The organism is Rhizobium sp. PEPV16 (genome assembly GCF_008919455.1).
Lineage (GTDB): Bacteria > Pseudomonadota > Alphaproteobacteria > Rhizobiales > Rhizobiaceae > Rhizobium > Rhizobium leguminosarum_Q.
In genome coordinates, this window is sequence record NZ_VSZV01000310.1 from 226,164 (window position 1) to 239,779 (window position 13,616).

Here is a 13,616-nt window from a genome sequence, read left to right on the forward strand (position 1 = left end):
CCTGTTTTCGATTGTGCTTTCAGAAAGCGGCAGGGCGCCGCTCCGTGCCTGCGGGAGATCAAAAAGCCTTCCCGATGGGCAATATAATGCTCTATGCCGAGAAGACGACAGGCATGTAAAAATTGGGGGGTCGAAGCCCGTTCAAACGGGATGCTGCAGGACGCTGAGGCCGCCGTCGATTGTCAGGCAGGTGGCATTGATGAACGGGCACTCGTCGGAAATCATAAAAACGGCCGCCATGGCGATCTCCTCCGGTGTCGCGATGCGCCCGCCGGGATGCAGTTTCATCGTCTCGGCCTTTGCCGCCGTCGGATCAGGGAAGCCGTTCCAGTAATCGATCACCTTCTGCGTCGAGACGTAGCCCGGCGCCAGCGCGTTCACGCGGACATTGCGGGCGGCATATTCCAGTCCTAAGGATTTCGTCATTCCAAGCAGGGCGTGTTTGGCCAGCGGATAGGGAAATGTGTGCGGGATGATGGTGAAAGCGTGCGTCGAGGCGATGTTGAGGATGACACCACCGCCCTGCTCGATGAGGCCCGGCAATACCGCCTTGCAGCAGTTCCATGCACCCTTGAGATTGATGTCGAAGCAGCGGTTCCATTCCTCGTCCGTCGTCTCGAGCGGCTCCGAAAAGACATTCACCCCGGCATTGTTGACGAGCGCGTTCAGCTGTCCGATTTCTTCATTCGCCTGAGCGACCAATGTGGTGATCGTCCCGACATCGGTAATATCGGCCGGCAGATAACCAAGCCGGCCGCCGCTGCGCTGGAGCTCTTTCGCCGCCCGCGCCAGCAGCGCCGCATCGCGATCGACGAGAAAAACGGCGGCATCCTCCCGCATGAAAGCCGTTGCGATCGCAAGGCCGATCCCCTGCGCAGCACCTGTTATCAGGATGTTCTTGCCTTGCAGGCGGCCGCTCATCTATCCCTCCTCCCGGTAAACCGGCAGCGCCGACATCAGGATCGTCACCGTGCCGGCAAGAACCTCCCCTGGCGCAAGCGCCGTGAGCCCACCGAAATCAGGCAGATGGTGGCCGTTCGGCAGATGGCTCATCGGTTCGAGGCAGAAGAAGTCGCTCCGGTTGACCGGCATATACAGCATGAAGCGATCGAGCGCACCGTCGGCTTCCAGCGCCGCCTGAATTCCAAGTTCCGGCCAGGCGATTGCAGCCCGCCCATTCCAACCCTCGAAGGCATTGTTCATCCATCTCTGCGGCAAAAGCTTTTCGGATCTGAAATCGAAATAGTCCGGCACAGGGCCAGGCATCTCCGGAAGATGGTCCGGCCGCTCGCTCCAATAGCGATCGGCCGCAATCGTCAGTCGCGTCTTTGGCGTGCGCGCGAAGAAGGGATGCTGACCGAGCCCGAAGGGAAGAGCGGTTTCGCCGCGGTTTTCCACGGAAAGTTTCAGCACCAACGCATCGCCGACGAGACGGATCTCCTGCCGGGTAAGATAGGCATAGGGTGAAACCCCGTCGGCGCTCCGGGAAAAGCAGAACTGCGCATGCTCCGGGCTGGAGTCTTCAAGCTGCCAGAGGCTGAGCCAGCCGTCGCCATGGAGATAGAGCGGATCGGAAGTATTCGGTTGGAAGGCATAGTCGCGTCCGGCAAAGGACATGATATTGCCTTCCACACGGTTGCCGAACGGCACCATCGCGAAATTCGCCATCGCGCCATCCGGCCCGCCGGCGGCCACGAGAAAGGAAATGCCTCGATAGGTCGCGGCGGTGACGGCAGCACCCCGACGGCTGACCCGGACGGCGAGATCGCCGTGCCTCAGTTCGATGTCATCGTCGGTTTGTCCATGGTTCATCCGCGCCGTCCCGCAGCCGAAGACCTCAAATTGTCGAGCAACACTGCGATCAACAGGATCAGCCCGCGGACCACATACTGATAGAACGCCTGGATATTCAAGAGGTTCATGACGTTTTCGGCGATGCCCATGATCAGCACGCCGACGATGACACCGCTCATCGCCGCCCGGCCGCCGGCCAGCGAGACGCCGCCGAGAACGCAGGCCGAAATCACCGAAAGCTCAAGCCCTGTCGCCGCATTCGGCTGGCCGGAGGTGATGCGCGAGGCAAGCAGAATGCCGGCTATGCCGCAGACAAGCCCCTGCAGCGCAAAGATCCAGACCCGCATGTTGACGACATTGACGCCGGCAAGCCGCGAGGCCTCGGGATTGCCGCCGATCGCCAGCGTGTTCTTGCCGAAGACGGTGCGGTTGAGCACGAAACCGAAGAGGATGAAAAGAATCAGCATGATCCAGATCGGCGTCGGCACGGTCAGGAAGCGCGACAGGGCAAGCTGGTAGAAGGTGGGATCGTTGATGCCGACGGCCCGGCCATCGGACGCGATCAGCGCCAGCCCGCGGACGATCTGCATGGTCGCAAGCGTGGTGATCAGCGCATTGATGCGAAAGCGCGCAATGACGATACCATTGACCAAACCGACGACGGCGCCGCAAAGCAGGGAGGCGAGCAGCCCGACGGGAATGGAGCCCGTCGCATTCGAGACCATCACCGCGATCATGCCGGAGAAGGCGACGATCGATCCGACCGAAAGGTCGAAATCGCGCGACGCCAGGCAGAACATCATCGTGCAGGCGACGATGCCGATCGTGACGACCGACTGCAGCAGCCCCAGCATGTTTCGCTCGGTCAGGAAGTTCGGAACGAAGAGCGAGACGATCACGAAGGCAGCAGCGAAGATCACCACCAGCCCCTGTTCGCCGAGAAGGATTTTTTTCAACGAATTCATCGTCCGTATTCCTGGTTCTAAAGAGTGCCTGCGGCATTCTTGTCGGGAAGCGCTGCCGTCAGGATGCTGCGCTCGTCGAAATCCGGGCGGATGACAGTGGCCGCCACCCTGCCCTGGCACATCACCATGATGCGATCGGAGATACCCATGACTTCGGGCAACTCGCTTGAAATCACCAGGATCGCCATGCCACCGGCCGCAAGCTCATAGAGAATTTCGTAGATTTCCGATTTCGCCCCGACATCGATGCCGCGCGTCGGCTCGTCGATGACCAGCACCTTGATCCCCTGCTCGGACAACCAGCGGCCGAGAATGACCTTCTGCTGGTTACCGCCCGAGAGATTGATGATGTCCTGCTTGCGCGACGGCGTCCGCACCCGAAGCTTGGCGATGAACCGATCTGCCAGCGCCGCCTCTTGTCTCGGGCTCAGAATGCCGAAGTGCGAAAAATGCCGGCGTGATGAGATCGCGATATTTTCTTCGATCGATCGCCCTTGGATGATGCCGTCGAACTTGCGGTCCTCGGGGCAGAGCACCATGCCGGCATTGATCGCCGCCTTCGGATTGTTCGGCGAAACGGCAACGCCATCGATCGTCACCTGGCCCTGATGTCTGGTGTCGGCGCCGTAAAGCAGCCGCGCCATCTCGCTGCGGCCGGCGCCGATCAGGCCGAAGAAACCGAGAATCTCGCCCTGACGGACGGAAAAGCTGATCGGATGGCGTAGCCTCGGTCCCGACAGGCCCTTGACCTCCAGACGTATGCCGCCGAGCGGACGTTCGCGCCAGCCCCAGACATTGCTGATCTCGCGTCCGACCATTTCCGAGATGATCTGCTCTCGCGTGGTTTCAGCGATGTCAGGATGGTGGGCGGCAAGTTTGCCGTCGCGCAGCACCGTGAGGCTGTCGCAAAGACGGAAGATCTCGTCGAGACGATGCGAGACGTAGAGGATGACCGTTCCCTGCGCCTTCAGCCTGTCGATGAGTGAAAACAGGATTTCGCTTTCACGCAAGGAAAGCGAGGAGGTTGGCTCGTCCAACGCGATCACCCGCGCATCGAGCATGACGGCCTTGGCGATCTCGACCATCTGCCGTGCACCGATCGAAAGGGAGGCGACCTTGGCCGACGGATCGACGTCGATGCCGATCTCCTCGAGCTTCGACCGCACCGTCTCGATCAGCGCCTTCGAATGGATGACGCCGCCCTTGGCCGGGAAGCGTCCGAGCCAGAGATTTTCGGCGACGGTCAACTCTGGAACGAGCTGCAGTTCCTGATGGATGACGATGACGCCGGCATGGAAGGCGTCGCGGACGGACGCGTATTTCTGCTCCTCGCCGTCGATGAGGATGTTGCCGCCATCGGCGGCCTGATCGCCTGACAGTACCCGGATCAATGTCGATTTACCGGCGCCGTTTTCGCCCATCAGTCCGTGGACGGCACCCTTCTCGACAGTGAAGGAAACATTCGCCAGCGCCTGAACGCCGGGATAACCCTTGGAGATATTGCTGAATTCGAGGAAAGCCATCATCGCTCCGCCGAGAAGAGCCAGCGGCGCGCTGAGCGGCCGCCGGACGATATCATCTTGGAAGGACGATCACTCGATGCCAAGATCCTTGCGGACCTTTTCATAATCGTCGCGCAGTGCCAGCGAACCGGAAGTCAGCGTCAGCTTTTCCGGCTCCTTGTCGTTGGCGATCCAGTCGTACATGTTGAGCGCCGTCTCGTAGCCGTGACGCTTCGGCGAGATGATGACGGTGCCGAAGAAGCCCGTCGCCGCCGGTTTCTTGAACTCGTTGATCGCCGATTCCGCGCCGCCGATGCCGACACCGATGACGTTGGCTGCCGGAATGCCGACCGATTCGGAAGCACGGACGGCGCCGAGGACGGCTTCGTCGTTAAGGCCGAAGGCGACCCAGTATTTCACGTCGGCATGTTTGTTGAGAACGGTGGTTGCCGCGTTCAGCGCCGCTTCCGTATCCGTCTTCGCCTGTGGCGCATCATAGATGTTTTCGGCCGGGAAGCCGGCGGACTTCAGCACCGAGATCGCACCTTCAACGCGGTCAACAGCGGTCGGCAACTGATCATAGGAGACCCGTACGGCGCCGACATTCTTCATGTCCCAACCGCGCTTCTTGATTTCGTCGACGATCGCCTGGCCGACGGTCTCGCCGATCTTGGTGGCTGAAATGCCCATATGTGGCACGTCTTCCAGCGGCTTGCCGTCGGCGCTGACGAGGCGGTCGTCGACCGTCATCAGCTTCAGCTGGTTGGCTTCGGCCTTGGCGACGATGCCGGGGCCGAGCTTGACGTCGGGCGTGCAGATGATGAAGCCCTGCGCACCCTGGGCGCCAAGATTGTCGATCGCCGACTGGACCTTCTCGCCGTCTTCGGCGCCGATCTTGACGACGGTGAAGCCCTTTTCCTTGGCGGCCTGGTCGGCGAATTTCCATTCATCCTGGAACCACGGCTCCTCCGGCTGCTTGACGATGAAGCCTATCTTGACGTCCGCGGAAAATGCCGAGCCGGCGGCCAGAATGGCGAAAGTGCCAGCCAGAATGGCTGCTTTGAACAAGCGCATGTCTCTCTCCCTAACTTTCAAAAACCGAGCAGCTGCCTCCCAGGCAACGTCCACTGAATTATGATAAATCATCATACCAGTCAATTGCCAATGTATGATGATTGGAATAATAGGATTATTGACAAGGTGCCGGGAGGAAGCGTCGCAAAGCGGATCGAATTCGGATAATCAGGTTCGGTTGCCTAGCACGCAAGACAGAGCGGAGAGGTGAGTTGGAAACAATCGAGCGACAGGGCGGGGCCGAAAGCCGCCACATCGAACGCCGCCCGCGCGTACGCCGCAACGTCACGGCGGCGATCGCTCAGGATATCTGTGCGGACCGCTATCCCGCGGGCTCGCCGCTGCCCCGCGAAAACGATCTCTGCGAACTCTACGGCGTCAGCCGCACCGTCATTCGCGAATCGCTAAAAGTGCTGGAATCCAAAGGTCTCGTCCGCGGCAAGCCACGCATCGGAACCACCGTCTGCGACAAGGACGACTGGAATATCCTGGACGCCGACGTGCTTGAATGGATGGGTCCCTATATCAAGGACTTCGACCTGCTCGGCTGCATTCTCGAGGCCCGCCGCACCATCGAGCCGGCAGCCGCCGAATATGCCGCCGAGCGCGCCAGCGCTCAGGAGATCGCCGATCTCGACAATGCCTGGCGGCAGATGCGCGACAGCGCCCGCGACCCGGAAAGCTTCACCGATGCCGACGTCATGTTCCATACGGTACTGCTCACCGCCAGCCACAACCAGGTCTTCCGCCGCCTGTCGAGCGCCATTCACGCGGCGCTGAAATATGCGCTGCACGCCTCTAATATCGGCGTCGAAAATCGCGAGGATGCGGTGGTCGTTCACGGTCAGCTGGTCGAGGCCCTGCGCATGCGCGACAAGGCTGGCGCCCGTGAATGCGCCAACCGCATGCTCGATCTTGCGGTGCGCGATCTAGCCGCCGCCGAAAAAGCGATCGGCAGAACGAGATGACCTATCACGACAAATCTACGGACGTGCCGCCGATCGCAAACCCGGGAAGGGACTGAAAGAACAGCGATGAAGATCACCAAACTCACCACCTATATCGTTCCCCCGCGCTGGCTGTTTTTGAAGGTCGAAACTGATGAAGGCATCGTCGGCTGGGGCGAGCCGGTCGTCGAAGGCCGCGCACTCACCGTTCAGGCCGCCGTCCATGAGCTGGAAGACTACCTGATCGGCAAGGATCCCTTCCTGATCGAGGACCACTGGACCGTGATGTATCGCGGCGGCTTCTATCGCGGCGGCGCCACCCACATGAGCGCGATCTCGGGCATCGACCAGGCGCTGTGGGACATCAAGGGCAAGGCGCTCGGTCAGCCTATCCATTCCCTGCTCGGCGGCCAGCTTCGTGATCGTATCAAGGTCTACTCCTGGATCGGCGGCGACCGTCCCTCGGATGTCGCCAACAATGCCAAGGAGGTGGTTGCCCGCGGCTTCAAGGCGATCAAGCTCAATGGCTGCGAGGAAATGCAGATCGTCGACACCAATGAGAAGGTGGAGAAAGCGGTCGAGACCATCGCCACCATCCGCGAGGCGATCGGCCCGCACATCGGCATCGGCGTCGATTTCCACGGCCGCGTGCACAAACCGATGGCGAAGGTTCTCGCCAAGGAGCTCGATCCCTACAAGCTGATGTTCATCGAAGAGCCGGTGCTTTCCGAAAACAAGGAAGCCCTACGCGATATCGTCAACCACACCTCGACGCCGATCGCGCTCGGTGAACGCCTCTTTTCGCGCTGGGACTTCAAGCAGGTCCTTTCGGACGGCTACGTCGACATCATCCAGCCGGATCTCTCCCATGCCGGCGGCATCACCGAATGCCGCAAGATCGCAGCGATGGCCGAAGCCTACGACGTGGCGCTGGCGCCGCATTGCCCGCTGGGTCCGATCGCGCTTGCCGCCTGCCTGCAGGTCGATGCCGTCAGCTACAATGCCTTCATCCAGGAACAGAGCCTCGGCATCCACTACAACAAGGGCAACGACATCCTCGACTACATCTCCAACAAGGAGGTGTTTCAATATGCCGATGGTTTCGTCTCGATCCCGCAGGGGCCGGGCCTCGGCATCGAGGTCGACGAGGCCTATGTCATCGAACGCGCCAAGGAAGGCCACCGCTGGCGCAACCCGATCTGGCGGCATGCCGACGGCAGCTTCGCCGAATGGTGAGAGCGCATAACCCGAAAATCGGAACCGATTTTCGGAAAGGATTTGTGCGCAATTCAAAGTGATAGGGTCGCGCAAGCGGCCCTTTTTCATTCACCGTGTCGGATATCGTGGGTCTCGTCCGTCATAGTGGAAACTCAAAGAGGAGATTTCACGATGGCCAGAGCAATCGCAATCATCGTCGCCCGCATCATCTTCAGCTTCGTCTTCTTCATGGCCGCCGGCTTCAAGTTCGCCGATATCGGCGCAACGGCGGGCTATATCACCGCTGCCGGCTTTCCGATGGCGACATTCCTTACCTGGGTCGCCGCCTTCTTCGAGATCGCGCTGGCACTCGCTTTCATATCAGGGGCCTTCTTCACCGAGGCCAGCCTGCTTGCAGCCATCTATGTGATCTTCCTCGCTTTCGCCTTCCACGGTCCGTCCCATTGGCAACAAAACCAGGCCGAATTCGGCTTCTTCATCGATCACTTTACCTTCCTCGCCGGCCTGCTCTTTGCCGCCGTCCACGGGCCGGAGAGATGGGCGTTGCAACACAGCCTGCTCAGGAGGCTCTAACGATCCGCTCTCCTTTCGGAACCAACAGCCCGTTCCGAACATTGGCTTAGCGGCAAAACGGCAAGGAGAGCCTGCCCATGGAGCTGAAGGGAAAGATCGCATTGGTGACAGGCGCCGGTTCCGGCATCGGCAAAGCGGCCGCGTTGCGGCTCGCTGCCGAAGGTGCAAAGGTCGCAGCATTGAGCCGCACCGCCGACGAGGTCGAAAAGACCTGCGCCGAAATTGAGGCCGCCGGCGGCCAGTCGATCGCGTTGACGGCAGATACCAGCAACGAAGCTCAAATGCGAGGCGCCGTCGCGCAATTGACCGACACCTTCGACGGCCTCGACATCGTTGTCGCCAATGCTGGGATCAACGGTGTCTGGGCGCCGATTGACGATCTGAAACCGGATGAATGGGACAAGACCATCGCCGTCAATCTACGCGGCACCTATCTGACCCTGCATCTGACGGTTCCGTATCTGAAGCGCCATGGCGGTTCGATCATCGTCGTCTCTTCGATCAACGGCACCCGTACCTTCACGACGCCGGGCGCCACCGCCTACACCGCGACCAAGGCGGGGCAGGTGGCCATGGTCCAGCAGCTCGCCCTCGAACTCGGGCGCCATGGCATCCGCGTCAATGCCGTCTGCCCCGGCGAGATCGAGACCAATATCAGCGCCAATACCGATAGCCGCCATCGCGAGGAGACGGAGGTTCCGGTCATCTGGCCGGAGGGCGATATCCCGATTGCCGGCGGCAAGGCAGGCAAGAGCGAGGACGTCGCCGAAACCATCCTCTTCCTCGCCTCCGACCGCGCCCGACACATCACCGGTACGCCGATCTGGATCGACGGCGGCCAGGGTCTGCTGCGATAGCCTTGCAGTCAGGAACTCAGCCGTTCAGCCGGGCGCTGTCGAGCGTATACAGTTCCTGCGCGCGCTGGACGCCGCGCAACGCATAGCGTCCAACGCAGGCAAGTGCGCTGCGCTGCTGCTCCGGTATCGCCGCGGCGAAATCGGAGGAGATCAACAGGTTGAGATCGACGGAACGACACATCGAGGCGATCCGGCTGACCTCATTGACGGCAGGTCCGATGACGGTGAAGTCCAACCGGTCCTGGCTGCCGATATTGCCGTAGAAGACATCGCCGATATGCAGGCCGATATAGACGTCAGTCGTCGCCCGGCCGTCGGCCGCACGCGCGGCATTCAGCGTGGTGAGCTTTTCCCGCAGCAGCGATTCGGCACTCAGCGCCGCACGACATGTCTCCGCCGGCACCTCGCCCTTAAAGATGGCGAGCACACCGTCGCCGATCAGCTTCAGCACGTTGCCGCCGGACTCGTGGATCGCCGTGATAACCGCCTCGCTATAGTCGTTGAGCAGCGGGATGATCTCCTCCGGCGGCACGCTGTCGGAGATCTTGGTGTAGTTCAGCAGGTCGGAAAACCAGAGTGCCGCGGAAATCCGCTCTGATTTGCCGCGGCTGATCTTGCCTTCCATCACCTGGCGCGCGGCGTCCTCGCCGAGATAGACCTCGGCGATGGTGCGGGCGATACGCCCGAGCGCGATGCATTTGATGGCCAGTCCCAGCACCGGCACCAGCTTGCGGAGGATGGCGAGATGGTGATCGGAAAAGCCCTCAGGATGTTTCGTCGCGAAATGCGAGAAGAAGCAATCCATCTCGCCGATCGTGCCGGCCTCGGAAAAACGATGCATCATCGCCACGAAATCCGTGTGACCGGCTTCAGCGATCGTATCGAGCATGGAGAAATCGATGGGATCGCCGAAGCCGAGACGCCGGCGTATCTCCCGTTCGTTGCGAGACCAAAGATGATAGAAGGCCGAACGCTGCCAGTTCGACGCCGCCTCCCCCGAGATCGTCGGACCATATTCGAACTCGGTCTGGATTTCCTCGATGCTGTCCCAGCGGAAGGCGCGGCCCTCATGCACCGGATGCAGCGTATCCATCAGCGCCAGGCCGCGGTCGAGCGGCAGGCCGGCATTACGGCAGGCCGCGCAGAAACCGGTCATCAGCTCGGCTTCGGAAACACCCTTCAGTCCCTGCTCGGTCACCCAGGCTGCAATCGTGCTGACGTCGCTATAATCCATGCCGCTCACCTCGTGTCAAAGCTGTAGCCCGATTTCGGCATCGAAGGAAAGCCAATTGGCTCAATCGGCCGCGGGCATATTGTGGGGCGTGACGATTTCAACTGATGAAAGCGAGGGCGTAACCGCGCGCGGTAAGGCGGTCGCCCGGCTCATGATCGCCCGGAAGGCCGAACGCGCATCGGTTCTGAGATCATGATGCAGCACGAAGCCGATCCGACGCGCCGCAAGAAGGGCGCGATTATCCGCGTCGAGATCATGGGCGACGAAAACGCGGACGGGACGTTTGGCCATGTCGAAGACCGCAAGCACCGCCCGGTTGCCGCCGCCGATCGAATAGACGGCGTTGATGGCGGGATCGGCCGCAAGCGCTACCGCGGCAAGCGTTCCCGTCGCAGCATCGGTGCCGTGCCCCTCGCTGATTTCGGTAATGCCGATGTCGGGATAACGGGCGCGGATGACGCGGCGAAAGCCGATTTCGCGCTCCTCCTCGCCACGGAACCGTCCGCTCGACAGCGTCACCAGCACCTTGCCGCCATCCCTCCCGAGAAATTCGCCGATCAGATAGGCGGCAGTCTCTCCGGCTGCCCGGTTGTCGGCGCCGGCATAGGCGATGCGTGCCGAATTCGGCAGGTCGGTCACCAGCGTCACGACGGGAATGCCGGCGGCATCCGCCCGCGCGACGGCGGCAGCCACCTCCGCGACGTCAGGCGCCTTGAGCACGATGCCGTGCGTGCCGCGCAGCCGGATGCGATCGAGAAGCTGCACCAGCTCAGCCGGCTTCATCACCTCGGCGAAATGGAACCGGCAGCGGAAGATGCCCGGCAGGAAGGTCGCCATCTCCGCCTCGAAGGCGGCCCGTACCGCATCGCTGAAACGCTGCGGCGTCTCCATGACGATATCAATCGCCAGCATGCGGCCGCTGCCCATCGCGCCGGCCTGCTGCTTCTCCAGCTCTGCGATCGCCGCCTTCACCCGCATCTCGGTCTGCCGGCGCACACCCGGTCTGCCGTTCAGCACCCGGTCGACGGTCGCGGTGCTGAGCCCTGCCTGGAAGGCAATATCCTTGACGAGAAAGAGGTGTGCCATGAGACCGTTCTGATGGTTTTTTGATGGATTTCTGATCTATATCACCTGGCATCGCGGCGTATAGTGCCTCCATTGGAAAGAGGGAGGAGCCCGCCATGAAAACCGACAACCAGCAGAAACTGCGCGCCGACCGCGTCTGGCTGAGCGAAGACGCCTGCGATCTCGATGAGTTTCGCGCCCTTGCGGAAAAGACGACGGCACTTGCCGATTACCCCTCGGCATCTGCGCTCGAAAAAAACGTGCTGATCTATGACAGCCGCAAGGTGATGACGGAGGCTGCAACGCCTGAAGGCCGACGCGCCGTGTTGGCGGAAATCTGCGAGGCCTTCGGCGAGGGGCCCGGTGTCGTCGTGTTCAAGCGCGCTTACGAAGACACCGGCATCATCGACCGCGCCAGCACGATTTTCGATGCGATCATCGAGGAACAGCACCGCACCTCGACCGGCGGCGGCGACCACTTCGCCAAGCCTGGCGCCAACGACCGTATCTGGAACTCGCTGGAAAAACATTGCCTCGCCGATCCGGCAAATTTCGCCGAATATTACGCCAATGCCATCGTCGCGCTGGCCAGCGAAGCCTGGCTCGGCCCGAGCTACCAGATGACGGCGCAGGTCAACCGCGTCAATCCGGGCGGTTCGGCGCAGTCGGCACATCGCGACTACCATCTCGGCTTTCAGTCCTCAAAGGTGATCGAGCAGTTCCCGGCACATGTGCATCGGCTCTCGCCGGTGCTGACATTGCAGGGCGCGGTTGCCCATTGCGATATGCCGCTCGAAAGCGGTCCGACGCTCTTCCTGCCGTACAGCCAGACCTATGTACCGGGCTATCTCGCACTGAAGCGGCAGGAGTTCCGGGATTATTTCGAGACCAACCATGTCCAGCTGCCACTCGAAAAGGGTGACGTCGTCTTCTTCAATCCCGCCCTCTTCCATGCCGCCGGCACCAACCGCTCGGCCGACATCAAACGTGTCGCCAACCTGCTGCAGGTCTCTTCCGCCTTCGGTCGGGCAATGGAAACCGTCCATCGCGAGAGGATGAGCGCCAGGCTGTTTCCCGCCTTGAAGACCTTGCAGGGCAGGCTCTCGCCAGACGAAATCGCCAACGCCGTCGCCGCCTGCGCCGAGGGCTACTCCTTCCCGACCAACCTCGACCGCGACCCGCCACTTGGCGGACTAGCGCCGAAGACACAGGCGCAGCTGATGCACGAGGCGTTGCGGGAAGGCTGGAACGATGAAGTCTTTACGGCAGCACTTGCCGAGCAGGCGGGCAAGAAGTTGAGCTAACTTGGAGGCTGGAGCCCCCTCATCCGCCTGCCGGCACCTTCTCCCCGAGGGTAGAAGGGATATGCCGCAACGTCTCGATTCCCCCTTCTACCCAGCGGGGAGAAGGTGCCCGTAGGGCGGATGAGGGGGCACGCACTGACATAAAAGCCTCCCGCCCCGCGGGAGGCTATTCGCACATCAACACAATGGAGGAACCACATGAGCACAGACCACGGCCGCCTCGACGGCAAGATCGCCATCGTCACCGGCGGCACGCAAGGATTGGGCGCGACCATCGCCCGTCTCTTCGCCGAACGCGGCGCAAAAGGCATCGTCATCTGCGGCCGCAACGAAGCCAAGGGTAAGGCAAAGGCGGCGGAGATTTCGGCTGCGACCGGTGCCAGGATCGTCTACGTCAAGGCCGACCTCGGCAAGGTCGAGGATGCACAGAGTGTCGTGCGCGCCTGTGACGAGACCTTCGGCCGCGTCGACGCGCTGGTCAATGCCGCCGCCATCACCGATCGCGGCACCATCCTCGACACCAGCCCGGAGCTCTTCGACTCCATGTTCGCCGTCAATGTGCGCGCGCCGTTTTTCCTGATGCAGGAGGCGGTGAAGGTTATGCGCCGCGAAAACATCGAGGGTACGATCGTCAATATCGGCTCGATGTCGGCCAAAGCCGGCCAGCCCTTCATCGCCGCCTATTGTGCCTCCAAGGGCGCGCTGGAAACGCTGACGAAGAACACCGCCTACGCGCTCCTGCGCAACCGCATCCGCGTCAACGGTCTGAACATCGGCTGGATGGCCTCCGAAGGCGAGGACCGGATCCAGCGTGAATATCACGATGCTGCTGCCGACTGGCTGGAGAAGGCGGCGGCAAGCCAGCCCTTCGGCCGCCTCGTCGATCCGCACGAGGTGGCGCGCGCCTGCGCTTACCTGTCATCGTCCGAATCCGGCCTGATGACCGGCTCGGTCATCTGCTTCGACCAGTCGATCTGGGGCGCTTATGACGGCTCGCCGCATCCGGTCGCGGCCCTCTAGAGCCTTTCCTGGTCAGCTTGAAGCATTCTGCCGGAGCAGGTTTTCGTCAGGGCAGAGGCGATT

13 protein-coding genes are annotated in these 13,616 nt (G+C 61.6%); 6 read left to right on the plus strand and 7 right to left on the minus strand.

Annotated elements, in window-relative coordinates; all coding sequences use genetic code 11:
• Positions 1-141 precede the first annotated feature (141 nt).
• The 5 genes from FY112_RS18120 to FY112_RS18140 form a co-directional block, all read right to left on the minus strand.
• Positions 142-921, minus strand: a complete 780-nt coding sequence (locus tag FY112_RS18120) for an SDR family oxidoreductase (protein WP_131623697.1) — start codon at positions 919-921, stop codon at positions 142-144.
• Positions 922-1,812 (minus strand): aldose 1-epimerase, encoded by an 891-nt coding sequence (locus tag FY112_RS18125; RefSeq protein ID WP_151519001.1) that lies wholly within the window; start codon positions 1,810-1,812, stop codon positions 922-924.
• On the minus strand, positions 1,809-2,759 hold the full coding sequence (gene araH / locus FY112_RS18130; RefSeq protein WP_151519002.1) for an L-arabinose ABC transporter permease AraH: 951 nt from the start codon (positions 2,757-2,759) through the stop codon (positions 1,809-1,811). Before araH ends, FY112_RS18125 begins: the two co-directional genes overlap by 4 nt.
• 17 nt (positions 2,760-2,776) lie before the next feature.
• The gene (araG, locus tag FY112_RS18135) at positions 2,777-4,282 is read right to left on the minus strand and encodes an L-arabinose ABC transporter ATP-binding protein AraG (RefSeq protein WP_151519010.1); all 1,506 of its coding nucleotides are present in this window, start codon (positions 4,280-4,282) and stop codon (positions 2,777-2,779) included.
• Between the two features lie 69 nt (positions 4,283-4,351).
• A complete protein-coding gene (locus FY112_RS18140; protein ID WP_062943955.1) occupies positions 4,352-5,335 on the minus strand; it encodes an arabinose ABC transporter substrate-binding protein in 984 nt (327 codons plus the stop codon).
• Positions 5,336-5,547: 212 nt separating this feature from the next.
• Here FY112_RS18140 and FY112_RS18145 point away from each other — a divergent pair, with 212 nt between their 5' ends.
• From FY112_RS18145 to FY112_RS18160, 4 genes are all read left to right on the plus strand, one after another.
• Positions 5,548-6,303: a FadR/GntR family transcriptional regulator gene (locus FY112_RS18145; protein WP_151519003.1), complete on the plus strand. Its 756-nt coding sequence runs from the start codon at positions 5,548-5,550 to the stop codon at positions 6,301-6,303.
• Between the two features lie 66 nt (positions 6,304-6,369).
• Positions 6,370-7,518, plus strand: a complete 1,149-nt coding sequence (gene dgoD, locus FY112_RS18150; RefSeq protein ID WP_131623685.1) for a galactonate dehydratase — start codon at positions 6,370-6,372, stop codon at positions 7,516-7,518.
• A 153-nt stretch (positions 7,519-7,671) separates the two neighbouring features.
• Positions 7,672-8,073: a DoxX family protein gene (locus FY112_RS18155; protein WP_072640486.1), complete on the plus strand. Its 402-nt coding sequence runs from the start codon at positions 7,672-7,674 to the stop codon at positions 8,071-8,073.
• A 77-nt stretch (positions 8,074-8,150) separates the two neighbouring features.
• Entirely contained in the window at positions 8,151-8,930 is a 780-nt protein-coding gene (locus FY112_RS18160; RefSeq protein WP_151519004.1) for an SDR family NAD(P)-dependent oxidoreductase, read from the plus strand.
• Between the two features lie 16 nt (positions 8,931-8,946).
• Here the strand turns inward: FY112_RS18160 and FY112_RS18165 are convergent, their stop codons facing one another.
• Together FY112_RS18165 and FY112_RS18170 are read right to left on the minus strand one after the other, a co-directional pair.
• Positions 8,947-10,164, minus strand: coding sequence for an adenylate/guanylate cyclase domain-containing protein (locus FY112_RS18165; protein ID WP_131623681.1), 1,218 nt, complete (start codon positions 10,162-10,164; stop codon positions 8,947-8,949).
• A gap of 60 nt (positions 10,165-10,224) precedes the next feature.
• The gene (locus FY112_RS18170) at positions 10,225-11,250 is read right to left on the minus strand and encodes a LacI family DNA-binding transcriptional regulator (protein ID WP_151519005.1); all 1,026 of its coding nucleotides are present in this window, start codon (positions 11,248-11,250) and stop codon (positions 10,225-10,227) included.
• Between the two features lie 95 nt (positions 11,251-11,345).
• Between FY112_RS18170 and FY112_RS18175 the strand changes: the two genes are divergently transcribed.
• Together FY112_RS18175 and FY112_RS18180 are read left to right on the plus strand one after the other, a co-directional pair.
• Complete coding sequence (locus FY112_RS18175; RefSeq protein WP_151519006.1) at positions 11,346-12,533, plus strand: phytanoyl-CoA dioxygenase family protein; 1,188 nt, start codon at positions 11,346-11,348, stop codon at positions 12,531-12,533.
• A gap of 198 nt (positions 12,534-12,731) precedes the next feature.
• Positions 12,732-13,553 (plus strand): SDR family oxidoreductase, encoded by an 822-nt coding sequence (locus tag FY112_RS18180; RefSeq protein ID WP_151519007.1) that lies wholly within the window; start codon positions 12,732-12,734, stop codon positions 13,551-13,553.
• The last annotated feature ends 63 nt before the right edge of the window (positions 13,554-13,616 follow it).

Bases quoted from the DNA above. Each gene is read 5' to 3' on its own strand.
- FY112_RS18120 (WP_131623697.1), bottom strand. From the start codon at position 921: ATGAGCGGCCGCCTGCAAGGCAAGAACATCCTGATAACAGGTGCTGCG.
- FY112_RS18125 (WP_151519001.1), bottom strand. From the start codon at position 1,812: ATGAACCATGGACAAACCGACGATGACATCGAACTGAGGCACGGCGAT.
- araH (WP_151519002.1), bottom strand. From the start codon at position 2,759: ATGAATTCGTTGAAAAAAATCCTTCTCGGCGAACAGGGGCTGGTGGTG.
- araG (WP_151519010.1), bottom strand. From the start codon at position 4,282: ATGGCTTTCCTCGAATTCAGCAATATCTCCAAGGGTTATCCCGGCGTT.
- FY112_RS18140 (WP_062943955.1), bottom strand. From the start codon at position 5,335: ATGCGCTTGTTCAAAGCAGCCATTCTGGCTGGCACTTTCGCCATTCTG.
- dgoD (WP_131623685.1), top strand. From the start codon at position 6,370: ATGAAGATCACCAAACTCACCACCTATATCGTTCCCCCGCGCTGGCTG.
- FY112_RS18155 (WP_072640486.1), top strand. From the start codon at position 7,672: ATGGCCAGAGCAATCGCAATCATCGTCGCCCGCATCATCTTCAGCTTC.
- FY112_RS18160 (WP_151519004.1), top strand. From the start codon at position 8,151: ATGGAGCTGAAGGGAAAGATCGCATTGGTGACAGGCGCCGGTTCCGGC.
- FY112_RS18165 (WP_131623681.1), bottom strand. From the start codon at position 10,164: ATGGATTATAGCGACGTCAGCACGATTGCAGCCTGGGTGACCGAGCAG.
- FY112_RS18170 (WP_151519005.1), bottom strand. From the start codon at position 11,250: ATGGCACACCTCTTTCTCGTCAAGGATATTGCCTTCCAGGCAGGGCTC.
- FY112_RS18175 (WP_151519006.1), top strand. From the start codon at position 11,346: ATGAAAACCGACAACCAGCAGAAACTGCGCGCCGACCGCGTCTGGCTG.
- FY112_RS18180 (WP_151519007.1), top strand. From the start codon at position 12,732: ATGAGCACAGACCACGGCCGCCTCGACGGCAAGATCGCCATCGTCACC.